Annotated in this window: 23 protein-coding genes; 19 read left to right on the plus strand and 4 right to left on the minus strand. The window is 72.2% G+C overall.

Annotated elements, in window-relative coordinates; genetic code table 11:
- Positions 1 to 19: 19 nt before the first annotated feature.
- The 11 genes from ald (at position 20) to IE185_RS04770 (ending at position 10,658) form a co-directional block, all read left to right on the plus strand.
- The gene (gene ald / locus IE185_RS04720; RefSeq protein ID WP_138897839.1) at positions 20 to 1,135 is read left to right on the plus strand and encodes an alanine dehydrogenase; all 1,116 of its coding nucleotides are present in this window, start codon (positions 20 to 22) and stop codon (positions 1,133 to 1,135) included.
- Positions 1,136 to 1,516: 381 nt separating this feature from the next.
- Positions 1,517 to 2,638: a ParA family protein gene (locus IE185_RS04725; RefSeq protein ID WP_069935438.1), complete on the plus strand. Its 1,122-nt coding sequence runs from the start codon at positions 1,517 to 1,519 to the stop codon at positions 2,636 to 2,638.
- The gene (locus IE185_RS04730) at positions 2,623 to 3,246 is read left to right on the plus strand and encodes a hypothetical protein (protein WP_189714686.1); all 624 of its coding nucleotides are present in this window, start codon (positions 2,623 to 2,625) and stop codon (positions 3,244 to 3,246) included. Before IE185_RS04725 ends, IE185_RS04730 begins: the two co-directional genes overlap by 16 nt.
- Before the next feature lie 62 nt (positions 3,247 to 3,308).
- A complete protein-coding gene (locus IE185_RS04735; RefSeq protein ID WP_189714688.1) occupies positions 3,309 to 4,373 on the plus strand; it encodes a segregation and condensation protein A in 1,065 nt (354 codons plus the stop codon).
- A complete protein-coding gene (gene scpB, locus IE185_RS04740) occupies positions 4,301 to 4,996 on the plus strand; it encodes an SMC-Scp complex subunit ScpB (RefSeq protein ID WP_373303688.1) in 696 nt (231 codons plus the stop codon). The genes IE185_RS04735 and scpB overlap by 73 nt, the downstream gene beginning before the upstream one ends.
- Positions 4,996 to 6,240 carry a pseudouridine synthase gene (locus tag IE185_RS04745; protein WP_138897373.1) on the plus strand — a complete coding sequence of 415 codons (1,245 nt, stop codon included), beginning with the start codon at positions 4,996 to 4,998 and terminating at the stop codon, positions 6,238 to 6,240. The genes scpB and IE185_RS04745 overlap by 1 nt, the downstream gene beginning before the upstream one ends.
- A gap of 128 nt (positions 6,241 to 6,368) precedes the next feature.
- On the plus strand, positions 6,369 to 7,022 hold the full coding sequence (gene pnuC / locus IE185_RS04750; protein ID WP_138897374.1) for a nicotinamide riboside transporter PnuC: 654 nt from the start codon (positions 6,369 to 6,371) through the stop codon (positions 7,020 to 7,022).
- A complete protein-coding gene (locus IE185_RS04755) occupies positions 7,019 to 8,098 on the plus strand; it encodes an AAA family ATPase (RefSeq protein ID WP_138897375.1) in 1,080 nt (359 codons plus the stop codon). The genes pnuC and IE185_RS04755 overlap by 4 nt, the downstream gene beginning before the upstream one ends.
- Positions 8,095 to 8,844 (plus strand): NUDIX hydrolase, encoded by a 750-nt coding sequence (locus IE185_RS04760; protein WP_138897376.1) that lies wholly within the window; start codon positions 8,095 to 8,097, stop codon positions 8,842 to 8,844. The genes IE185_RS04755 and IE185_RS04760 overlap by 4 nt, the downstream gene beginning before the upstream one ends.
- Positions 8,841 to 9,842, plus strand: coding sequence for an ADP-ribosylglycohydrolase family protein (locus IE185_RS04765; protein WP_138897377.1), 1,002 nt, complete (start codon positions 8,841 to 8,843; stop codon positions 9,840 to 9,842). Before IE185_RS04760 ends, IE185_RS04765 begins: the two co-directional genes overlap by 4 nt.
- Positions 9,843 to 9,845: 3 nt before the next feature.
- Entirely contained in the window at positions 9,846 to 10,658 is an 813-nt protein-coding gene (locus IE185_RS04770) for a nucleotidyltransferase domain-containing protein (protein WP_138897378.1), read from the plus strand.
- On the opposite strand, the gene IE185_RS04775 is transcribed toward IE185_RS04770, so the two are convergent.
- Together IE185_RS04775 and IE185_RS04780 are read right to left on the minus strand one after the other, a co-directional pair.
- The gene (locus tag IE185_RS04775) at positions 10,647 to 11,453 is read right to left on the minus strand and encodes a nucleotidyltransferase domain-containing protein (protein ID WP_189714690.1); all 807 of its coding nucleotides are present in this window, start codon (positions 11,451 to 11,453) and stop codon (positions 10,647 to 10,649) included. The genes IE185_RS04770 and IE185_RS04775 overlap by 12 nt on opposite strands.
- Before the next feature lie 19 nt (positions 11,454 to 11,472).
- Complete coding sequence (locus tag IE185_RS04780; protein ID WP_189714692.1) at positions 11,473 to 11,961, minus strand: Rieske (2Fe-2S) protein; 489 nt, start codon at positions 11,959 to 11,961, stop codon at positions 11,473 to 11,475.
- Positions 11,962 to 12,155: 194 nt separating this feature from the next.
- Between IE185_RS04780 and aroH the strand changes: the two genes are divergently transcribed.
- The 5 genes from aroH to der all read left to right on the plus strand — a co-directional run bounded on the left by aroH (position 12,156) and on the right by der (position 16,611).
- Entirely contained in the window at positions 12,156 to 12,518 is a 363-nt protein-coding gene (gene aroH, locus IE185_RS04785; protein WP_138899429.1) for a chorismate mutase, read from the plus strand.
- Complete coding sequence (locus IE185_RS04790) at positions 12,515 to 13,600, plus strand: prephenate dehydrogenase (protein ID WP_189714694.1); 1,086 nt, start codon at positions 12,515 to 12,517, stop codon at positions 13,598 to 13,600. Before aroH ends, IE185_RS04790 begins: the two co-directional genes overlap by 4 nt.
- Positions 13,601 to 13,732: 132 nt before the next feature.
- Positions 13,733 to 14,440 (plus strand): (d)CMP kinase, encoded by a 708-nt coding sequence (gene cmk, locus IE185_RS04795; RefSeq protein WP_229843356.1) that lies wholly within the window; start codon positions 13,733 to 13,735, stop codon positions 14,438 to 14,440.
- Between the two features lie 53 nt (positions 14,441 to 14,493).
- The gene (locus IE185_RS04800; RefSeq protein ID WP_138896719.1) at positions 14,494 to 15,081 is read left to right on the plus strand and encodes a lysophospholipid acyltransferase family protein; all 588 of its coding nucleotides are present in this window, start codon (positions 14,494 to 14,496) and stop codon (positions 15,079 to 15,081) included.
- 69 nt (positions 15,082 to 15,150) lie between these two features.
- The gene (gene der / locus IE185_RS04805; protein ID WP_138896711.1) at positions 15,151 to 16,611 is read left to right on the plus strand and encodes a ribosome biogenesis GTPase Der; all 1,461 of its coding nucleotides are present in this window, start codon (positions 15,151 to 15,153) and stop codon (positions 16,609 to 16,611) included.
- Between the two features lie 19 nt (positions 16,612 to 16,630).
- Here der and IE185_RS04810 read toward each other — a convergent pair whose 3' ends face one another.
- Positions 16,631 to 16,954 (minus strand): hypothetical protein, encoded by a 324-nt coding sequence (locus tag IE185_RS04810; RefSeq protein WP_373303689.1) that lies wholly within the window; start codon positions 16,952 to 16,954, stop codon positions 16,631 to 16,633.
- A gap of 160 nt (positions 16,955 to 17,114) precedes the next feature.
- Complete coding sequence (locus IE185_RS04815) at positions 17,115 to 17,906, minus strand: DUF8842 C-terminal domain-containing protein (protein WP_138896713.1); 792 nt, start codon at positions 17,904 to 17,906, stop codon at positions 17,115 to 17,117.
- A 252-nt stretch (positions 17,907 to 18,158) separates the two neighbouring features.
- Here IE185_RS04815 and IE185_RS04820 point away from each other — a divergent pair, with 252 nt between their 5' ends.
- The 3 genes from IE185_RS04820 to IE185_RS04830 all read left to right on the plus strand — a co-directional run bounded on the left by IE185_RS04820 (position 18,159) and on the right by IE185_RS04830 (position 21,177).
- The gene (locus IE185_RS04820) at positions 18,159 to 18,755 is read left to right on the plus strand and encodes a LysM peptidoglycan-binding domain-containing protein (protein WP_138896714.1); all 597 of its coding nucleotides are present in this window, start codon (positions 18,159 to 18,161) and stop codon (positions 18,753 to 18,755) included.
- A gap of 296 nt (positions 18,756 to 19,051) precedes the next feature.
- Positions 19,052 to 20,335, plus strand: a complete 1,284-nt coding sequence (locus IE185_RS04825; protein ID WP_138896715.1) for a glycosyltransferase family 4 protein — start codon at positions 19,052 to 19,054, stop codon at positions 20,333 to 20,335.
- Complete coding sequence (locus IE185_RS04830; RefSeq protein ID WP_138896716.1) at positions 20,332 to 21,177, plus strand: hypothetical protein; 846 nt, start codon at positions 20,332 to 20,334, stop codon at positions 21,175 to 21,177. Before IE185_RS04825 ends, IE185_RS04830 begins: the two co-directional genes overlap by 4 nt.
- Positions 21,178 to 21,206: the final 29 nt, after the last annotated feature.

Consider the following 21,206-nt stretch of genomic DNA (forward strand, 5'->3'; position numbering starts at 1 on the left):
GCCAAGGACCGTGATCGACGTGAAGGTCGGCATCCCCCGCGAGGTCAAGAACAACGAGTTCCGGGTGGCCATCACCCCCGCCGGTGTGCACGAGCTGGTGCGCCACGGCCACCAGGTCTTCGTCGAGCAGAACGCCGGCGTCGGATCTTCGATCACGGACGGTGAGTACGTCGCCGCCGGTGCGCAGATCCTGGCGACCGCCGACGAGGTCTGGGCCACCGCTGACCTGCTGCTGAAGGTCAAGGAGCCCATTGCCGAGGAGTACCACCGCCTCCGCAAGGACCAGACCCTCTTCACCTACCTCCACCTCGCCGCCTCCCGCGAGTGCACGGACGCGCTGCTGGCGTCCGGCACCACCGCGATCGCCTACGAGACGGTCGAGACCGCGAACCGCGCCCTGCCGCTGCTCGCCCCGATGTCCGAGGTCGCGGGCCGGCTGGCCCCGCAGGTCGGCGCGTACCACCTGATGCGCTCGGTCGGCGGCCGCGGTGTGCTGCCGGGCGGCGTCCCGGGCACGTCGGCCGGCGAGGCCGTCGTCATCGGCGGTGGCGTCTCCGGCTGGAACGCCACGCAGATCGCCGTCGGCATGGGCTTCCACGTGACCCTGCTCGACCGTGACATCAACAAGCTGCGCGAGGCCGACAAGGTCTTCGGCACCAAGGTCAAGACGATCGTCTCCAACGCCTTCGAGCTGGAGAAGGCCGTCGTCGAGGCCGACCTGGTCATCGGCGCGGTCCTGATCCCCGGCGCCAAGGCCCCGAAGCTCGTCACCAACGAGCTCGTCGCCAAGATGAAGCCCGGAAGTGTTCTTGTCGACATTGCGATCGACCAGGGCGGCTGCTTCGAGGACTCGCACGCGACGACGCACGCCGAGCCGACGTTCAACGTTCACAATTCGGTCTTCTACTGCGTCGCGAACATGCCGGGCGCCGTCCCGAACACCTCGACGTACGCGCTGACGAACGCCACGCTGCCCTACATCGTCGAGCTCGCGAACCGCGGCTGGGTCGAGGCGCTGCGCCGCGACGCCGCCCTGGCCAAGGGCCTCAACACCCACGACGGCCAGGTCGTTTACCGCGAGGTGGCCGAGGCCCACGCGCTGCCGCACGTCGAACTGAGCACGCTGCTCGGCTGACGCGTCAACGAAAGTCGTCAACCTCACGCAACCGGCCGGACCTTGTCGACCAGGGTCCGGCCGGACGCGTTTGCGACCGCTGGGGCGCACGTGTTCAACTCGCCGTGAACGTAACCCTTTAACCGTTTCGCGACCCCTCGAAACGCGCGGTCAGCGCCCCTCTTTCGCGTCCGCGCACCCTTGACACAGGGGTGTTCCATTGCCGACACATCGGGCCGCGTCCGGCCGATTGTGTTGCTGCGGACCGGTGACACGCCATAGAGTCGCCAACCGTCGGCATGGTGCCACGCTGACCTATCGATAAGTTTCCTGGTCACGTCCAAGGAGGTAAGACGACTTGTGAATGAGTCGACATTTACTCCCGGGGGTGGTCAACCAGGAATGCCTGCACGGGGCCAGGGCCCATCGGGGCTCCAGGCTGTCGGCTCCGTCGCTGTCCGCACCTTCGCCACTCATCAGCACATGACGACAGCCCACCAGAGCATGGACGGCCTACACGTGAACGCCATGGCCGGCGACCAGAGTGGGGACAAGTCCACCACCCGTTTCGCCGACTTCGACGAGGTGCCCGAGGGGCACTTCTACGATCCCGATGCCGAGTACGAGCCCGACCCCGAGTACGCGGCCACCCTCGCACCCGACGCTGCCCGCCAGCGCCGCGAGCGGATCGGCCCGACCGGACGGCCGCTGCCGTACTTCCCTATCCCGGGCCCGCTCACCGATCACGGCCCCGCGAAGATCATCGCCATGTGCAACCAGAAGGGCGGCGTCGGCAAGACGACGTCGACCATCAACCTGGGTGCGGCGCTCGCGGAGTACGGACGACGGGTCCTGCTCGTCGACTTCGACCCGCAGGGAGCCCTGTCGGTCGGTCTCGGCGTGAACCCGATGGAACTCGACCTGACGGTCTACAACCTGCTCATGGAGCGGGGCATGTCGGCCGACGAGGTCCTCCTGAAGACCGCGGTCCCCAACATGGACCTGCTGCCGAGCAATATCGACTTGTCGGCGGCCGAGGTCCAGCTGGTCAGCGAGGTCGCGCGCGAGTCGACACTTCAGCGCGCGCTCAAGCCGCTGATGGCCGACTACGACTACATCGTGATCGACTGTCAGCCGTCGCTCGGCCTGCTCACCGTGAACGCCCTGACGGCCGCTCACAAGGTGATCGTGCCGCTGGAGTGCGAGTTCTTCGCGCTGCGCGGTGTGGCCCTGCTGACCGAGACGATCGAGAAGGTCCAGGAGCGGCTCAACCCCGACCTGGAGCTCGACGGCATCCTCGCCACGATGTACGACTCCCGCACGGTGCACAGCCGTGAGGTGCTGGCGCGCGTCGTGGAGGCCTTCGACGAGCACGTCTACCACACGGTGATCGGACGTACCGTCCGCTTCCCGGAGACCACGGTCGCCGGTGAGCCGATCACGACGTACGCCTCCAACTCGGTCGGTGCGGCCGCTTATCGCCAGCTCGCCAGGGAGGTGCTCGCCCGGTGTCACGCCGAGTGAGTCTGCCGGGGGCCGACGAGCTGTTCCGCACGACCGGGGGAACGGCGCTCCAGTCCTCCTCCCCTCGGCGCCCGCCCGTCAACGGCGAGGCACGGGTGCCGGGACCGGCGACCGAGAGCGACCCCGGCGCGGCGGCCGAGCCGTCCGAGGGCGCGCCGGGCGCGGGTCAGCCCGGCGGCCGCGAGGGCGCGGAGCACGCCGCCGCCGGCGCGGAGGCCGGCGGGCATCGCAACCGGGCCGTGGAGGGCGACCAGGCGGCCGCTGCCGCCGCCAAGGCCCGCCGGGCGCCCGAAGGGCAGCCGCCCTCCCCGCAGGCCGCCCAGCAGCGTCCTGCGGGTCCCGCCGCGGGGGCCCAGCCGCGCCGCAGGGGCGGGCGCGGGGCGAATCGCCGTCCGAGCGGACGCGAACGCCACGACGAGAAGATCACGGTCTACGTCTCGGCCGAGGAACTGATGGACCTGGAGCACGCGCGGCTGGTGCTGCGCGGAGAGCACGGGCTCGCCGTCGACCGGGGCCGGATCGTGCGGGAGGCGGTCGCCGTCGTACTCGCCGACCTGGAGTCGCGCGGCGACGCGAGCATTCTCGTACGGCGCCTGCGCGGACGCTGAGCGGACCGGGGGTAGCCTGCGCTGCTGCCCCTGCCCTCGTTCCCGCACCCTGGACCACCGCCATGCCACCGCGCCCCGACGACTCCGCCCCCGCCCCCCGCCGCCGCCTGGGGCGCGGGCCGGGGGCGCCGCAGCCGGCCGACGGGGCGGGCGGGCCGGGCGCCGCCGGGCCGACGCCGGAACCGGAGAGCGTGCCGGAGGCCGGGGCGGGCGAGCCACCCCCCGCGCCTGAGCCGCCCCCCGCGCCTGAGCCGACCCCTGAGCCCGAGCCGACCCCCGCGCCACCGCCGGAAGCCGCGGGTGGGTCGCCGGACCGCCGGGACGACGCTCCGGGGGACGGGCGGTTCACCGTTCGGCTGGTGAACTTCGAAGGGCCGTTCGACCTGCTGCTCCAGCTCATCTCGAAGCACAAGCTCGACGTCACCGAGGTCGCCCTCTCCAAGGTCACCGACGAGTTCATGGCGCACATCCGCGCCATGGGGCCCGACTGGGACCTCGACCAGACCACCGAGTTCCTCGTCGTGGCCGCCACGCTCCTCGACCTCAAGGCCGCGCGGCTGCTGCCCGCCGCCGAGGTGGAGGACGAGGCCGATCTCGCGCTGCTGGAGGCCCGGGACCTGCTCTTCGCCCGGCTGCTCCAGTACCGCGCGTACAAGCGGATCGCGGACATCCTCAGCGAGCGGCTCGACGCGGAGGCCCGCCGGTACCCGCGTACCGTCGGACTGGAACCGCACCACGCCGCGCTGCTCCCCGAGGTCGTCATCAGCATCGGCCCGGACGGCTTCGCGAAGCTCGCCGTGAAGGCCATGCAGCCCCGGGCGGAGCCGCAGGTGTACGTCGACCACATCCACGCGCCACTCGTGTCCGTGCGGGAACAGGCCGAGGTGGTCGTCGCGCGGCTGCGGGAGCGGGGGGAGGTGACGTTCCAGGTGCTCACCGAGGACGCGGCCGACACCCTCACCGTGGTGGCCCGCTTCCTCGCGCTGCTGGAGCTCTACCGGGAGAAGGCCGTCGTCCTGGACCAGGAGGAGGCCCTCGGGGAGCTCATGGTGCGATGGACCGGTGGCGAGGCGGCGCGGCCCGTCGTGACGGACGAATTCGATCAAGTGGTGGAGGAGACATCGTGAGCGAGCCCGCGGGGGTCGCGGAACTCGGCCTCAAGCCCGCCCTGGAGGCGGTCCTCATGGTCGTCGACGAGCCCGCCACCGAGGAACACCTCGCGAAGGTGCTCCAGCGGCCCCGCAGAGCCGTCGCGGACGCGTTGCGCGAGCTGGCCGACGAGTACGCCGTACAGGGCCGCGGGTTCGAGCTCAGGCTGGTCGCCGGAGGGTGGCGCTTCTACACGCGCCCCGCGTACGCGGCGGCGGTCGAGAGCTTCGTTCTGGACGGACAGCAGGCCCGGCTCACCCAGGCCGCCCTGGAGACGCTCGCGGTCGTCGCGTACCGGCAGCCGGTGAGCCGGTCACGGGTCTCGGCCGTGCGGGGCGTGAACTGCGACGGCGTCATGCGGACCCTCCTCCAGCGCGGGCTGGTAGGGGAGGCGGGCACGGAACCCGAAACAGGTGCGATCCTGTACAGGACGACGAACTACTTTCTGGAGCGGATGGGCCTGCGTGGCCTGGACGAGCTTCCGGAGCTCGCGCCATTCCTCCCGGAGGCGGACGCGATCGAGGCTGAGACGCTAGAGGGTGTGCCGTCGTTCGATCCGGACGCCCCGGACACAGACGCAGACGACAAGACGGAATTTTGATGCGAAGCAGCAGCGGCAGGAACAGCGGAAGCGGCAACGACCGGAATCAGCGGGGCGCGGGCAAGGGGCGCGACGACAAGCAGAAGCGTTCGGACCGCCCGGACCGCCCCCGTCCCGAGGAGCGCCGTTACGACGTCGGCCGTGATGCCCCCGGCGCCCGGGAGGGCGGCGGGGCGGGCCGCGGCGGCAGTGGTGCCGGCCGCGGCGGCAGTGGTGGCGCGGGCGCCGGTCGTGGTGGTGCGGGCGCCGGTCGTGGTGGCAGTGGTGGCGCGGGCGCCGGTCGTGGTGGCAGTGGCGCCGGCGGTTCCGCGGGTACCGGCAGCCGCGGCGCGTCCGCGCGCGGTGGCGCCAAGGGCGGCCCGAAGGCCCCGCAGGGCGGCTTCCGCACGCCCGGGCTGCGCCGCGGCCCGCAGAGCGCTCCGTCCCGTCCGCGCGAGCTCGACGCCAAGCTCGAGGAGCGCGTGCGGGAGCGGCACAGCAAGCCCCAGGTGAAGACGCCCAAGACGTTCCCCGGAGCCGAGCAGGAGGGCGAGCGCCTGCAGAAGGTCCTCGCCCGCGCGGGCATGGGTTCGCGGCGTGCCTGCGAGGAGCTGATCGAGCAGGCCCGGGTCGAGGTCAACGGCGAGATCGTGACCGAGCAGGGCCGCCGGGTCGACGTGCACAAGGACGAGGTCAAGGTCGACGGCCTGACGGTCGCCACCCAGTCGCACCTCTTCTTCGCGCTCAACAAGCCGGCCGGTGTCGTCGCCACCATGGGCGACCCCGACGGCCGCCAGAACCTGAACGACTACGTCAACAACCGTGAGACGCGTCTCTTCCACGTGGGCCGGCTGGACACGGAGACCGAGGGCATCATCCTGCTCACCAACCACGGCGAGCTGGCCCACCGTCTGACCCACCCCAAGTACGGCGTGAAGAAGACCTACCTCGCCGCCATCCAGGGACCGCTCCCGCGCGACCTGGGCAAGCGGCTCAAGGACGGCATCGCGCTGGAGGACGGGTACGCCCGCGCCGACCACTTCCGCGTCGTCGAGAACACCGGCAAGAACTACCTGGTCGAGGTGACCCTCCACGAGGGCCGCAAGCACATCGTCCGCCGCATGCTGGCCGAGGCCGGCTTCCCGGTCGAGCGGCTCGTGCGGACGTCCTTCGGGCCGATCCCGCTGGGCGACCAGAAGTCCGGCTGGCTGCGCCGCCTGACCAACACCGAGGTCGGCATGCTGATGAAGGAAGTCGGCCTGTAACCGGCTCCTCCCTCCGTCTTTAAGCCCCGGCGGGTTCCTGTACGTACAGGAACCCGCCGGGGCTTTCTGCCGCTTGTGGAACGGCCCCTCACCCCTTTATGGTCATCCTGACTATAAAGGAGGCGGGCGTGAGTCTCGCGGACATACTCGGGCCGTTGCAGCAGCCGCTGGTGACCGTCCTGGACACCCCGGTGAGCTGGACAGAGGTTCTCGGGTTCGGCAGTGGCGCGCTCTGCGTCTGGCTCGTCGCCCGGCAGCACCTCGCGAACTGGCCGATCGGCATCGCCAACAACCTCTTCTTCGTCCTCCTCTTCACCCAGGCGGGCCTGTACGCCGACGCCGGCCTGCAGGTCGTCTTCATCTCCCTCGCCGCCTACGGCTGGTGGACCTGGACCCACGGGGGTGGACCAGGCTCCTCGTCCCTCCCGGTACGGCGCACGAGCCGCACCGAGTGGACCTGGCTGCTGGCGGCGGGGGCGGTGGGGACCCTGGCCCTCACCCTGCTCCTGGACCGCGCCACCGATTCGACCGTTCCCTTCTGGGACGCCCTGACGACCGCGCTGTCCCTCATGGCGACGTACGGGCAGTGCAGGAAGCGCCTCGAATCGTGGTGGCTGTGGATCGCGGCCGACATCGTGTACGTCCCGCTGTACGCGCACAAGGAGCTGTACCTGACCTCCCTGCTGTACGTCGGTTTCATGGCCCTGTGCGTTCTCGGGCTGCTCAACTGGCGGCGAAGCGGTGCTTCCCGGGAACAGCCCGTTGTGCGGGCCGCCGTATGACCGCGTACAAGCACGGCCTCGTGCTCGGGAAGTTCTATCCGCCGCACGCGGGACACCACCACCTCGTGCGCACCGCACGGGAACGCTGCGAACGGCTCACCGTTCTCGTGTGCGCCTCGTCCGTCGAGTCCGTGCCGCTCGACGAAAGGGTGGCGTGGATGCGGGCGGTGCACCCGGACGCCGATGTCGTCGGCGCCGTGGACGACATCCCGGTCGACCTCACCGACCCCGCCGTGTGGGACGCGCACATGGCCGTGTTCCTGGCCGCCGTGCCCGAGGCCGTCGACGCCGTCTTCACCTCGGAGACGTACGGCGAGGAGCTCGCGCGGCGCTTCGGCGCGGACGCGGTGTGCGTGGACCCGGACCGTACGGCCTTCCCGGTCTCGGGAACGGCCGTACGCGCGGACCCCGCCCGCCACTGGCACTTCCTGGAGGCGCCGGTACGGGCCGCCCTCGCCCGGCGCGTCGTCGTCCTGGGGGCCGAGTCGACCGGGACGACGACCATGGCGCGCGCGCTCACCGCGCACTACCGGGCGCGCGGCGGCGTCTGGGAACGGACGAAGTGCGTTCCCGAGTACGGCAGGCAGTACAGCGAGCGCAAGCTCGCCGCGCTGCGCGCACAGCGGCCCGGCGCCGACTGGACGGACGTCGTCTTCGGCACGGAGGAGTTCCCGCTGATCGCGCGGCGCCAGTGCGAGACCGAGGACGCGGCGGCCGGGGAGGGCTCTCCCGTGCTGTTCTGCGACACCGACGCCTTCGCCACCACGGTGTGGCACGAGCGCTACCTCGGCGCCCCCAGCCCCGACGTCGCCCGCGTCGCCGCGCGGGGCGGCCAGCACCTGTGGCTCCTCACCGACCACACGGACGTGCCCTTCGAGGACGACGGCCTGCGCGACGGCGAACACCTGCGGCCCTGGATGACGGGTCGCTTCCGCGAGGAACTCCTCCGTACGGGACGCCGATTCGTCACCCTGCGCGGACCGCACGAGGAACGGCTCGCGGCCGCCGTCGCCGCCGTGGACGCGCTGCTCGCCGAGGACTGGGGCTTCACCGACCCCCTGCCGGAGAAGCGATGAGCGGGAACGACGCGACGCCGTACGACCCGCACGCCTTCGAGCCGTTCGCCGTGACCGTCGACCTCGCCGTCTTCACCGTCCGCGAGGGCGGGCTGCACGTCCTGCTGATCCGGCGCGGCCAGGACCCGTACGCCGGGGCGTGGGCGCTCCCGGGCGGCTTCATACTGCCCCGCGAGTGCGCCGAGGACGCCGCCCGCCGTGAACTGGCCGAGGAGACCGGCCTGTCGCAGGAGTCCGCCGCCGCCCTCCACCTGGAGCAGCTGCGCACGTACAGCGATCCCGACCGCGACCCGCGGATGCGTGTCGTCTCCGTCGCGTACACCGCGCTCGTCCCCGGTCTGCCCGAGCCGCGCGGCGGCGGCGACGCGGCGCACGCGCAGTGGACGGCCGTCGGGGCCTTGCCGGCACTCGCCTTCGACCACGCGCGGATCATCGCGGACGCGCGGGAGCGCGTCCGCGCCAAGCTCGAGTACACCAGCCTGGCCACCGCCTTCTGCCCGCCCGAGTTCACCCTGGGCGAGCTCCAGCAGGTGTACGAGACGGTCTGGGGCGTCGAGCTGGACCGGCCCAACTTCCGGCGCAAGGTGCTCGCCTCGCCCGGCTTCGTGGAGCCGGTGGAGGGGGCGCCCCGGCGTACCGGAGGACGCGGCAAACCCGCCGCGCTCTACCGGGCGGGGACCGCCACCACCCTGCATCCCGCACTTCTGCGCCCCGAACGACGATCCGAAGGAGAACGGTCCGTATGAAGCAGGCAGCCACCGGGGCCCTCGTCGGGCTCGCACTGGGCGACGCGTTGGGCTTCCCGACCGAGTTCAACGACGTACCCGCGATCCTCGCGAAGTGCGGTCCGTGGCGGGAGATGGCACTGCCGTCGCCCGCGATCGTCACGGACGACACCCAGATGACGCTCGCCCTGGGGCGCGGCATACGCACCGCCATGGATCGCGGGGTGCTCGGGCCGCCGAGGCTCGCGCGGCCCGTCCGCGAGGAATTCGTCGACTGGTACCACTCGCCCGAGAACAACCGGGCCCCCGGCAACACCTGCCTCGTCGCCTGCCGGCTGCTCGACAGCGACCGGCCGTGGCAGCAGGCCAGTCAGCTCGGCTCCAAGGGGTGCGGGGCCAACATGCGGGTCGCGCCGGTCGGGCTCGTACCGGGGCTGAGCGACGAGCAGCGGGCCGGGGCCGCGCAGTTGCAGTCGGCGCTCACCCACGGCCATCCCACCGCACTGGCGGCGAGCGACCTGACGGCGCACGCCGTGCGTCTGCTCGCGCAGGGAGCGGAGCCCACCGGCCTGGTGGGGCTGCTCCGTTCGTACGCGTACGAGAACCGCCTGCGGTACCACGAGCGCTGGCTCGGCGACCTGTGGACGCACGCCCACGACGCGTCGCCCGAGGACTTCATCGCGCGCGGCTGGGACGAGTGCCTGGCCGTACTGGAGCGGCTCACGGCGGCTCTGCGCACGCCGTCGCCGGAGACGGACCCCTGCCTCGCGACGGGCGACGGCTGGATCGCGGAGGAGGCCCTCGCGACCGCGCTGCTGTGCTTCCTCCTCTTCCCCGAGGAGCCGCTCACCGCGCTGCGCCGCGCCGCGTGCACGAAGGGCGACTCGGACTCGATCGCCTGCCTCGCGGGAGCGTTCGCGGGAGCGCACCTGGGCGCGGCCGCGTGGCCGGCCGAATGGGCCGAGCGCATCGAGTACCGGACCGAGCTGCTGGCCCTGGGCGCGCTCTGGGACGCTTGACCGATGAACGCGTACGAGAAGCGCCTGCGCGAGGCCGGGCTGCCGGACACCGACCTCTCCCCTGTCCTCGCCGAGGAGACCGACCCCCTGCTGTTCGCGACCGTCTCGGGAGCGCACCTCTACGGGTTCCCGTCCCGCGACTCCGACGTCGACCTGCGCGGTACGCACCTGCTGCCCGCGGCGGACCTCGTCGGCCTGGACGAGCCCGAGGAGACGCGCGGGCGCATGTGGGTGCGCGACGGTGTGGAGATGGACCTGGTCACGCACGACCTGCGCAAGTTCGTACGGCTGATGCTGCGCCGCAACGGCTATGTGCTGGAGCAGTTGCTGTCGCCCCTGATCGTGCGTACGACGGACGCGCACGCGGAGCTGGTGGAGCTGGCGCCCGCCGTCCTGACCAGCCACCACGCGCACCACTACCGGGGTTTCGCGGGCACGCAGTGGAGGCTCTTCGAGAAGACCGGCGAGTTGAAGCCGCTGCTCTACACCTTCCGGGCACTGCTGACCGGCATCCACCTCATGCGCAGCGGCGAGGTGCTGGCCCACCTGCCCACGCTGCTGACGCGCGTGGACGCCCCGGCCTACTTGGAGGAGCTGATCGCGGCGAAGGCGGAGGCGGAGCACGGCGCGGCCACCGGGCCGGACCGGGAGCGCCTGCGCGCCGACGCCGAGGCCCTGCACGGTGTCCTCGACGAGGCCCAGGCCGCTTCCCGGCTTCCGGCCGAGGCGACGGGGTACGAGCGGCTGAACGACTTCGTCGTACGGGCGAGGCTCGGCGGCACCGTGACCACGCCCGCCGTCGTCTCAGTGCGCTGAGGCGCGGCGAGTACGCAGCAGGAAGTCCTCCACGCGCGGACGGTCCGGCTCCGCAGGGAGAAGGCTCTTCGCCACTGCCTCGTCCGCCTCCGCCGCGAGAACCTCCATGCGGCGTTCGACCTCCCGCCACGCGACCTCCCCGCGCTTGACGGCGAGCAGCCGCTCGCGGTCCTCGCCGACGTCGGTCACCAGCTCGCCCGTACGCAGCAGATCGCGGCAGCTGCCGAGGAGCCGCAGCAGGTGCATGGCGTGCTTCCAGCGGGGGGCGCCGTGCTGCCGTACGTCCGCCATCAGCTTCTTGTGCTGACCGGCCGCGTACCGCGCGAACGTCTGGTGGACCCGGCGGGAGAGGAACGCGCCGCGCAGGGCGAGCAGCTCGCGGCCGGTGGCGTCGGCGTGCTCCACGAGGGGGGAGTGCAGGCACTCCAGGATGTTCGGGTTGGCCCGCAGGGCCAGCTCACAGAATCGTTCCAGCTCCCAGGAGAACTGCTCCTGCGCCGGCCCCTCGACGTGTGTCGGCGGCTTCTCGAAGCGCCAGAACAGCGGTGTCGGCGCGAGGAAGACACCGCGCCGGTCGGTGTCGCTGCCGTCCGTCGCCAGCCCGAAGGCGCGCGAGCCCATCACGCAGGAGTACACGGTGTGATGGCGTACGAGCTCTTCGGGCGTCGGCGCCGAGGAGGCGGGGACGGCGGGCACGCCTGCGGTCGTCCGGTCGGCGGTCGTCCGGTCGGCGGTCGTCGGGTCGGCGGTCGTCGGGTCGGCGGTCGTCGGGTCGGGGGTGGCGGGCGGGATCATGCCCGGGATTGTGCCGCAGTCAGGGCAGCCGGATCGAACCGCTTTCCACGGTGATCTGCCGCGGGGGGAGCGGCCTGCGCGCCGGGCCGCTCGCGACGGAGGCGTCCGCGACGCGGAACTTGCTGCCGTGGCAGGGGCAGTTGATGGTGCCGCCCTCGACGCTGCCGACCGTGCAGCCCTGATGGGTGCAGATCGCGGAGAAGGCTTTGAAGATGCCTTCCTCGGGCTGCGTCACCACGACCTTCTCACCGTCGAAGATCTTGCCGCCGCCGACCGGGATCTCGGAGGTGCCGGCGAGAGCCCGGCCGCCCCCGGGCGTCTGCCCGGCGGAAGGGGATTCCCCGGCGGAAGGGGACTCTCCGGTCGGCGCGGGCGGCTCGGAGGCCGTCGGCCGCGTCTCGTCGGCCTCGCCGCCGCCCTCTCCGTCGCCGCAGCCGACCGTCAGGGCGGCGCCCGCCACGGCGGCGCCGGCCGAGAGGACCGCCCGGCGGCTCGTACCCTTGCCCATCACGTGCTCCTCACCCTTCGCTCCGGACATTCGGCGCGAAGGCCAGCATCTTCGCGCGCAGGGGCCCGGAGAAGAAGCACCCGGCGGCCGGGTTCGCGTGTCTCACCCCGCGGAACGCGCCGGCCCCCGCTCCACCGTGCCCAACTACGCTGGATCACGCAGAGGCACATGAGGCACGGAGCGAGGAGCACGACGTGGCAGTACGAGCGGTGCGCGGGGCCGTCCAGCTGGAGCGGGACGAGGCCGGGCACATGGACGAGCGGGTCAGCGAGCTGCTCACGGCCGTCCTGGAGCGCAACGGGCTCACCCCGGACGACCTCATCAGCATCTGGTTCACCGCCACCCCGGATCTGCACAGCGACTTCCCGGCCGCCGCGGCGCGCAAGTTCGGCATCGTCGACGTTCCACTGATCTGCGCCCAGGAACTCGACATATCCGGAGCCATGCCCCGGGTCGTGCGCGTCCTCGCGCACGTCGAGTCCAGCCTGCCCAAGTCCTCGGTCTCCCACGTCTACCTCGGCGCCGCCGCCGCCCTCCGCAAGGACATCGCCCAGTGAGAACTGCCCTCGTCATCGGAACCGGCCTCATCGGCACGTCCGCGGCCCTCGCGCTCGCCGGGCGGGGCGTCACCGTCCACCTCACCGACCACGACCCCGCGCAGGCCCACACCGCCGCGGCCCTCGGCGCCGGCACCGACGAGGCGCCGGAAGGCCCCGTCGACCTCGCCGTCGTCGCCGTGCCGCCCGCACACGTGGCCGCGACGCTGGCCGACGCCATGGGGCGGGGGATCGCCCGCGCGTACATCGACGTCGCCAGCGTCAAGGGCGGACCGCGCCGCGAGCTGGAGGCGCTGGGCTGCGACCTCACGGCGTACATCGGTACGCACCCGATGTCCGGCAAGGAGCGTTCGGGTCCGCTCGCCGCGACCGCCGACCTCTTCGAGGGCCGCCCCTGGGTCCTCACCCCCACCCGCGACACCGACACCGAGGTCCTGAACCTCGCGCTGGAACTGGTCGCCCTGTGCCGGGCCGTCCCCGTCGTCATGGACGCGGACGCCCACGACCGCGCGGTCGCGCTCGTCTCGCACACCCCGCAGCTCGTCTCCTCCATGGTCGCGGCGCGGCTCGCGGACGCCGACGAGACCGCCGTACGGCTCTGCGGCCAGGGGATCCGCGACGTCACCCGCATCGCCGCCTCCGACCCCCGGATGTGGGTCGAGATCCTCTCCGCCAACCCGGGCCCCGTGGCGGACGTGCTCACCGGCGTCGCGGCCGACCTGGAGGAGACCGTCCAGGCGCTGCGGGCCCTCCAGTCCGCCGACGACGACAAGCGCCGGGGCGGCGCCGACGGCATCGAGGACGTCCTGCGGCGCGGCAACGCGGGCCGCGAGCGGGTACCGGGCAAGCACGGGGCCGCCCCGGCGGCGTACGAAATCGTCGCGGTCCTCATCAGCGACAGTCCGGGCGAGCTGGCCAGGATCTTCGCGGACGCAGGCCGGGCGGGCGTCAACATCGAGGACGTCCGCATCGAGCACGCGACCGGCCAGCAGGCGGGTCTGGTGCAGCTGATGGTCGAGCCGTCGGCCGCCCCCGGGCTGATGGACTCGCTCCGGGAGCGGGGCTGGTCGATCCGCCGGTAGCGGCGCTCGCGCCCCGGGGCGATGTCCGGTTTGCGGTGGCTTCGCAGGGGCGTCGAGGGCGGGGCCGGGGACTCGGTAACCTTGTGTGGGGTCCCGTGGGTCCCCGTCCGCCCATGCCCGTGTACCAGGAAGGTGTCCTACACCGTGGAAACCGCCGCCCGGACCGCCCCGGCAGCAGTGATTGTCGCCATCGACGGCCCCTCCGGCACGGGCAAGTCCAGCACCTCCAAGGCCGTCGCCGCCAAGCTCGGCCTCAGCTACCTGGACACCGGCGCCCAGTACCGGGCGATCACCTGGTGGATGCTGACCAACGGCATCGACGTCACCGACCCCGTCGCCATCGCGGACGCCGCGGGCAAGCCCGTGATCGTCTCCGGCACGGACCCGTCCGCGCCCACGATCACGGTCGACGGAATCGACGCCTCCGGGCCGATCCGCACCCAGGAGGTCACCTCCAAGGTGAGCGCCGTGAGCGCCGTTCCCGAGGTGCGCACCCTCATCACGGAACTCCAGCGCTCCATCGCGAAGGGCGCCGCGCTCGGCATCGTCGTCGAGGGACGCGACATCGGTACGACCGTCCTGCCGGACGCCGATCTCAAGATCTTCCTGACCGCGTCTCCCGAGGCGCGCGCCGCCCGCCGCAGCGGCGAGCTCAAGGGCGCGGACGTGTCCGCGACCCGCGAGGCCCTGCTGAAGCGGGACGCCGCCGACTCCAGCCGCAAGACCTCGCCGCTGGCCAAGGCGGACGACGCGGTCGAGGTCGACACCAGCGACCTCACGCTGGAGCAGGTCATCGAGTGTGTCGTTACCCTGGTCGAGGGGAAGCGGGCCGCGAAGTGACCGCACCCACACTGCGTGGTGCGGCCGTCGGACGCGGCATCGGCATCGGGCTCATGTACGGGCTGTGGAAGCCCCGCGTCCTGGGTGCCTGGCGGGTGCCCGTGAGCGGGCCGGTGATCCTGGCGGTGAACCACTCGCACATGATCGACGGCCCCATGCTGATGGGGACCGCCCCGCGTCCGGTGCACTTCCTGATCAAGAAAGAGGCGTTCGTCGGCCCGCTCGACCCGTTCCTGCGCGGAATCGGTCAGCTGAAGGTGGACCGCGCGAGCGCCGACCGTACGGCGATCTCGAACGCGCTCGGCGTCCTCGCGGACGGCGGCGTGCTCGGGATCTTCCCCGAGGGCACCCGGGGCGAGGGTGACTTCGCGTCGCTGCGCGCCGGTCTGTCGTACTTCGCCGTACGCGGTGGGGCGCCGATCGTCCCCGTGGCGGTGCTCGGCAGCACCGAGCGGCGCGGCCGGCTCATACGCGGGCTGCCGCCGCTGCGCGGCCGTGTGGACGTCGTGTTCGGCGACCCGTTCGAGGCCGGTGACGGCAGCGGACGGCGTACGCGCAAGGCCCTGGACGAGGCCACCGTGCGAATCCAGGAGCGGCTGACCGCCCACCTGGAAAGTGCCAGGCGCTTCACCGGGCGCTAGGCGAGACTTGAGTAGTGGACCGCGCGCATCGGGTGGTCCATCGATGATGATGAACGAGGAACGGACTTCATGAACGACCAGATTCACTCCGGCGACGAGCACGGAGCACTTGGCGACGCCGAGTACGCGGAGTTCATGGAGCTCGCCGCGCAGGAGGGCTTCGACCCCGAAGAGGTCGAAGGTGCCATCGGCGAGGCGGGCCACGGCCCGCTGCCCGTCCTCGCCGTCGTCGGCCGCCCCAATGTCGGCAAGTCGACCCTGGTGAACCGCATCATCGGCCGCCGTGAGGCCGTCGTCGAGGACAAGCCGGGCGTCACCCGCGACCGCGTCACCTACGAGGCCGAGTGGGCCGGCCGCCGCTTCAAGATCGTCGACACCGGCGGCTGGGAGCAGGACGTCCTCGGCATCGACGCGTCGGTCGCCGCCCAGGCGGAGTACGCGATCGAGGCCGCCGACGCGGTCGTCTTCGTCGTCGACTCCACGGTCGGCGCCACCGACACCGACGAGGCCGTCGTCCGGCTGCTGCGCAAGGCGGGCAAGCCCGTCGTGCTCTGCGCCAACAAGGTCGACGGTCTGAGCGGCGAGGCGGACGCGACCGCCCTGTGGTCGCTCGGCCTCGGCCAGCCGCACCCCGTCTCCTCGCTGCACGGCCGCGGCACCGGCGACATGCTGGACGCCGTACTGGAAGCCCTGCCGGAGGCCCCGGCCCAGACCTTCGGCCAGGCCGTCGGCGGCCCGCGCCGGATCGCGCTCATCGGCCGCCCGAACGTCGGCAAGTCCTCGCTCCTGAACCGGGTGGCCAACGAGGACCGCGTCGTCGTCAACGAGATCGCCGGCACCACCCGTGACCCGGTCGACGAGCTGATCGAGCTCGGCGGCATCACCTGGAAGTTCATCGACACGGCCGGCATCCGCCGCCGCGTCCACCTCCAGGAGGGCGCGGACTACTACGCGTCCCTGCGTACCGCTGCCGCCGTCGAGAAGGCCGAAGTCGCGGTCGTACTGATCGACGCCAGCGAGTCCATCAGCGTGCAGGACCAGCGGATCATCACGATGGCCGTCGAAGCGGGCCGCGCGCTGGTCATCGCGTACAACAAGTGGGACACCCTCGACGAGGAGCGCCGCTACTACCTGGAGCGCGAGATCGAGACCGAGCTCGCCCAGGTGGCGTGGGCGCCGCGGGTGAACGTCTCCGCGCAGACCGGCCGGCACATGGAGAAGCTCGTCCCGGCGATCGAGACGGCGCTGGCCGGCTGGGAGACGCGCATCCCGACCGGCAGGCTCAACGCCTTCCTCGGCGAGATCGTCGCCTCCCACCCGCACCCGGTCCGCGGCGGCAAGCAACCCCGCATCCTCTTCGGGACGCAGGCGGGAGCCAAGCCGCCGCGGTTCGTGCTCTTCGCCTCCGGCTTCCTGGAGGCCGGCTACCGGCGGTTCATCGAGCGCCGGCTGCGCGAGGAGTTCGGCTTCGACGGCACGCCGATCCACATCTCGGTGCGGGTGCGCGAGAAGCGCGGCCGCAAGAAGTGACGCCGAGGCCCCGAGCGGCCTAGAACCCCCTACGGGGAGCGGGCGGCAGCGCGGCCGGGAAGTGGTTCCCGGTGTGCTGCCGCCCGTTGCTGTGGGGGGTGGTGCCGCTGTCGGTGCTGGTGACCCGCCAGTAGCCGGTGTGTCCGCCGTGCGCGCCCTGACCGGTGTGACTCGTGGAGCCCTGGCCGTGACGCGGTCCCGAGGAGAAGCCCGTGAAGCCCAGATCCTCCTCGCCGGTGCGGTCGCCGGGCAGCGCCCGGAAGGACCTGCGGTACTCCGAATAGAGCGCGTCGTAGATCGGGGTGTGCGAGTGGTCGGTCTGGGTTTCCCGCGAAGGACGCATCGCGGGGATCTGGCTCTGGTACGGCTGATGGCGTGAGGGGTCGTATGAGTGCACGTATGTGCCAACGACCCCAGCGCCCGTCGGATGCGGGCCGAGTAGGGAATTCCCTGCTCGGCGGGGGTGAGCGGTCCGCACGGGCCCGCCGGACGGCCCGTGCCGGTCAGGTGCCGGCCAGCGGCATGGCGGCGGCGGCCAGCACACCCCGGGCGGCGGCCCGCTCCAGCGCGTTGCGCAGCAGGTCCTCGCGCGGCTGCTGGCCGATCGAACCGGCGGGCGCGGTGTAGACGAGGACGGTGCTCGACTTGTTGGCCGCCGTCCGCCAGCCGTCGGTGACCTGGAGCGGCTGGTGCGCCTGCCACCAGGAGACCGGGTTGCCGCCGTTGGACCCGGGCTGGAGCACGGCGTGCAGCTGGCCCATGGCGAGCAGCACGGACCAGCCCGGCAGCGCGGCGGGTACGTCGTTCATGTCGGCGACCGGCTGGAAGCCCTGCTCTGTGACGAGGGACAGGAACTCGTCGGTGGTCCGGTCGGAGCCGGGGCGGGCGACGGGCCCGGTCGGCTCGACGACCAGGGCCGGGTGCAGCTGGCCGTCGATCAGGACGAGGCCGCTGGTGATCCCGAGCACGGCCTGGCCGGGCGCGCCGCCGAACTCCTCGGCGCCGGGCAGGTCGGGGCCGCCGCCCGTGATGCTGCGTACGGCGCCCTGGAGCTGGTCCTCGGCCACCTGGACGACCTGCGAGGGGATGCAGGTGGCGTGGGCGAACGCGAGGACGGCCGTTTCGTCGCCGATGAACAGGACGGTGCTCGTGCGCTCCAGTTCGGAGTCGCCCTGGGTGCGACAGGAGGTGCAGTCGTAACTGCCCGGGGCGTTCTCGCCGGCGAGCAGGCGGTCGGCTTCTTCGTTGCCGATCTCGGCGCGTACGTCGTCGCTGACGTCGAGCATGCGCGGCACGGGGGACTCCTCGGACTCGGTGCGGGTGCCGGGCGGTTCCCGGCTCGTCAAGAAGACAACGGGTGAGCTGTCGCCGGGGTCACGCCAAGAAGGGAACAGAATCGAACCGGCCGGCCCCTGCTCGCGCGGGCCGGCGCGCGGTGGCTCCGCGCCGGGTCCCCGGCGGTCTTCCGGTCGGCCGACCGGGTGGGGCTTCGGGGCCGGGCGCGCGGCATCCGAAGCGCGGCGCGGGAGGCTGCTTAGCGTGGCGCGATGCCGAAGCTGCCGCAGTCCCGCCCTGTGCCGGTCGCCCTGCTCGCCGTACTGCTGGTCCTGTGTCCGACGGGCGCGCGGGCCGCGTCGCCGCCGTCCGCGCCCGGCGCCGCTCCTGTGCCCGGCACCGGCGGCTGCACCGCCGAGCAGGGGCCCTGGAACTGCCTCGCACAGTGCGAGAGCGGCGGCGACTGGCACATCAACACCGGGAACGGCTACTACGGGGGGCTCCAGTTCTGGCAGCCGACGTGGGTGGAGCACGGCGGGCTCGCGTACGCCCCGCGCGCGGACCTCGCCACCCGGACGGAGCAGATCGAGGTGGCGCAGAAGGTGCTCGCCACCCAGGGGTGGAAGGCGTGGCCCGTCTGTGCGAAGCGCTACGGCCTCTCCGGGCGGGCGCACGTGGTGAAGGCCGGTGACACGCTCGCCTCGATCGCCCGCCGCTACCGGCTCAAGGGCGGCTGGAAGGCGCTGTACGAGGCCAACGCGAAGGCCGTCGGCGGCGATCCGGACCGCATCCGCACCGGGATGACGCTGGTCATTCCGCCGGCGAAGGGCGCGGGGGCGCGTACGTCGGTCACGACGCCCGCCCGCTGAGGACGAGCGTTCCACGGCGCGGTGCGCGCACGCTCCTCGCGGACGACAGCTCACGCGCGCGTGCGTCGGGGCGCCTCCGCACCGCCAAGAGCCCTGCTCCGCGCGCGGATCGCTGATTCCTACCCGCCCTGATGCGTGGAGCGGGAGTTTGGTTGCGCGCTTGTGCTATCGATGTCACAACCGTATTAGAACGATTTGATGCGGCTCAGACCGATCAGTTTCCGCCCAGTACAGTCCATTTCTGAAAGCAGTCGGACATGACCGGTCCGCTGAAGATCTGGGGGTCGCGTCGTCGTATGCATATCTCTTTCCTGCTCCACAACGCGTACGGCATCGGGGGCACCATCCGTACGACGTTCAACCTCGCCCAGGCGCTGGCCGAGCGGCACGACGTCGAGATCGTCTCCGTCTTCCGTCACCGTGACCAGCCGCAGATGGGCGCCCCCGCCGGCGTACGGCTGGACTACCTGGTCGACCTGCGCGAGAAGAGCCACGGATACGACGGCGGCGACGAGCGGTTCAAGCTCCCCGCGAAGGTCTTCCCGGTGGGCGACGGCCGCCACAGGCAGTACAGCCGCCTGACCGACGCCCGTATCGCCACGCACCTGAAGTCCACGGAGGCGGACGTCGTCGTCGGCACCCGCCCCGGGCTCAACGTGCACATCACCCGCCAGACCAGGCGCGGCCCGGTGCGCGTCGGCCAGGAGCACCTCACCCTCGCCGGCCACAGCTACCGGCTGCGCCGGGAACTGAGTCACCGTTACGGCCTGCTGGACGCCGTCACCACCGTCACCGAGGCCGACGCCCACGCCTACCGCACCCGCCTCAAGCTGCCGGGCGTACGGATCGAGGCCGTGCCCAACAGCGTGCCCGCGCCCCTCGTCGCACCGGCCGACCACGGCGCCAAGTGGGTCGTGGCGGCCGGGCGCCTCACCCGGGTCAAGCGCTACGACCTGCTCGTCGAGGCCTTCGCGAAGGTCGTCGCCGCCCGCCCCGACTGGCGGCTGCGCATCTACGGCAGCGGCGACGCGAGCGGCAACGAGAAAAGCGCCCTGCACGCCCTCATCGGCGAACTCGGTCTGCACAACCACGTCTTCCTGATGGGACCGGCCAGCCCCATCGAACCCGAGTGGGTCAAGGGCTCGATCGCCGCGGTCACCTCCGAGCACGAGTCCTTCGGCATGACCATCGTCGAAGCGATGCGCTCCGGCCTGCCGGTCGTGTCCACCGACTGTCCGCACGGTCCGCGTGAGATCATCACCGACGGCCGCGACGGGCGCCTCGTGCCGGTCGGAGACACCGGCGCGGTCGCCGACGCACTCCTCGGCCTGATCAACGACGACGAACAGCGCCGCGCCATGGGAGCGGCCGCCCTCGCGAGTTCGGCCCGCTTCGACCCCGGGCGCATCGCCGAGCGGCACGAGGCACTGTTCACCGAACTGGTCTCGCGCGGCGGCAACGGCCGTTCGCGCAGCCGGATCCACGACGCGCTGTACTCCTCCCGGGGAGCGGTGCTCGACGGGGCCTGCTCCCTGCGCTACAAGGCCGCCTCCGTGCTCCGGAAAGGGCAGACCGCATGAACACCACCCCGACCCGCACGGAGCCGCCGCGCGCCGACTGCATCGCGGACTCCGCCGGCGGCATCACCTTCGACATCGTCGGTGAGGCGTCGCCGGGCGCGGTGCTCGTACTGCGGCGGCGCGGCGGGAACACGGCGGCGGACGTCGTGCGGCTGCCGCTCACGCCGACCGGCGAGGGCCGCCTGCGGGCGGTGCTGCCCAGCACGGTGGAGCTGGCCGAGGGACGCTGGGACGCGTTCACGACGCACGGCGACGAGAGCGGGGAGCAGCGCATCGAGCCCGGCATCAGGGACCTGCGCTCGCTCGTCGACCGCGCCCCCGACCCCCACCGTGCCCAGGTCGCCGTACGCATCCCGTACCCGACCGCCGACGGCAGGCTCGCGGTGCGCTGCTGGCTGCGCGCGCCGCACGCCGAGGCCGGCACCATCGGTTTCTCGCACGGTGCGATGACGCTGGAGGGGCGGCTGTACGGCGCCGGGCTCGACAGCGGCGCGGTCGCCGAGGCCCGGCTGCGCGGCGCGCACAAGGACGTGCACCGGGTGCCGGTGACGGTCCGGCCGGACGGTACGTTCGCCTTCACCCTGGACTACGAACCGCTCGCCGAGGGGCGCGGCGACGAGCAGCGGCTGTGGGACCTGTGGCTGTGCCCGGCCGAGGCGGAGCCCGGACAGGCCGCCGGGATACGGATCGGGCGCATCCTGGACGACGTCTGGGACAAGAAGGGCGTCTTCCGCTATCCGGTGCTGCCCGTCGAGGGGCCGCGCGTGACCCGGCCGACGACGGCGTACCCGTACTTCACCGTCGACAACGACCTCAGCGTGCGCCTCGACACCCTGAGATAGCGGCGGGGAGCCGCCGGAACCCGAGGGCC

The sequence above is a fragment of the Streptomyces chryseus genome, assembly GCF_014650755.1.
GTDB lineage: Bacteria > Actinomycetota > Actinomycetes > Streptomycetales > Streptomycetaceae > Streptomyces > Streptomyces chryseus.

What these genes read in the sequence shown, in the direction of transcription:
- IE185_RS04725 (WP_069935438.1), top strand. Translation starts at nt 1,517, where the DNA reads ATGCCTGCACGGGGCCAGGGCCCATCGGGGCTCCAGGCTGTCGGCTCC.
- IE185_RS04735 (WP_189714688.1), top strand. Translation starts at nt 3,309, where the DNA reads ATGCCACCGCGCCCCGACGACTCCGCCCCCGCCCCCCGCCGCCGCCTG.
- scpB (WP_373303688.1), top strand. Translation starts at nt 4,301, where the DNA reads ATGGACCGGTGGCGAGGCGGCGCGGCCCGTCGTGACGGACGAATTCGA.
- IE185_RS04745 (WP_138897373.1), top strand. Translation starts at nt 4,996, where the DNA reads ATGCGAAGCAGCAGCGGCAGGAACAGCGGAAGCGGCAACGACCGGAAT.
- IE185_RS04755 (WP_138897375.1), top strand. Translation starts at nt 7,019, where the DNA reads ATGACCGCGTACAAGCACGGCCTCGTGCTCGGGAAGTTCTATCCGCCG.
- IE185_RS04760 (WP_138897376.1), top strand. Translation starts at nt 8,095, where the DNA reads ATGAGCGGGAACGACGCGACGCCGTACGACCCGCACGCCTTCGAGCCG.
- IE185_RS04765 (WP_138897377.1), top strand. Translation starts at nt 8,841, where the DNA reads ATGAAGCAGGCAGCCACCGGGGCCCTCGTCGGGCTCGCACTGGGCGAC.
- IE185_RS04770 (WP_138897378.1), top strand. Translation starts at nt 9,846, where the DNA reads ATGAACGCGTACGAGAAGCGCCTGCGCGAGGCCGGGCTGCCGGACACC.
- IE185_RS04775 (WP_189714690.1), bottom strand. Translation starts at nt 11,453, where the DNA reads ATGATCCCGCCCGCCACCCCCGACCCGACGACCGCCGACCCGACGACC.
- IE185_RS04780 (WP_189714692.1), bottom strand. Translation starts at nt 11,961, where the DNA reads ATGGGCAAGGGTACGAGCCGCCGGGCGGTCCTCTCGGCCGGCGCCGCC.
- IE185_RS04800 (WP_138896719.1), top strand. Translation starts at nt 14,494, where the DNA reads ATGTACGGGCTGTGGAAGCCCCGCGTCCTGGGTGCCTGGCGGGTGCCC.
- der (WP_138896711.1), top strand. Translation starts at nt 15,151, where the DNA reads ATGAACGACCAGATTCACTCCGGCGACGAGCACGGAGCACTTGGCGAC.
- IE185_RS04810 (WP_373303689.1), bottom strand. Translation starts at nt 16,954, where the DNA reads ATGCGTCCTTCGCGGGAAACCCAGACCGACCACTCGCACACCCCGATC.
- IE185_RS04820 (WP_138896714.1), top strand. Translation starts at nt 18,159, where the DNA reads ATGCCGAAGCTGCCGCAGTCCCGCCCTGTGCCGGTCGCCCTGCTCGCC.
- IE185_RS04825 (WP_138896715.1), top strand. Translation starts at nt 19,052, where the DNA reads ATGCATATCTCTTTCCTGCTCCACAACGCGTACGGCATCGGGGGCACC.
- IE185_RS04830 (WP_138896716.1), top strand. Translation starts at nt 20,332, where the DNA reads ATGAACACCACCCCGACCCGCACGGAGCCGCCGCGCGCCGACTGCATC.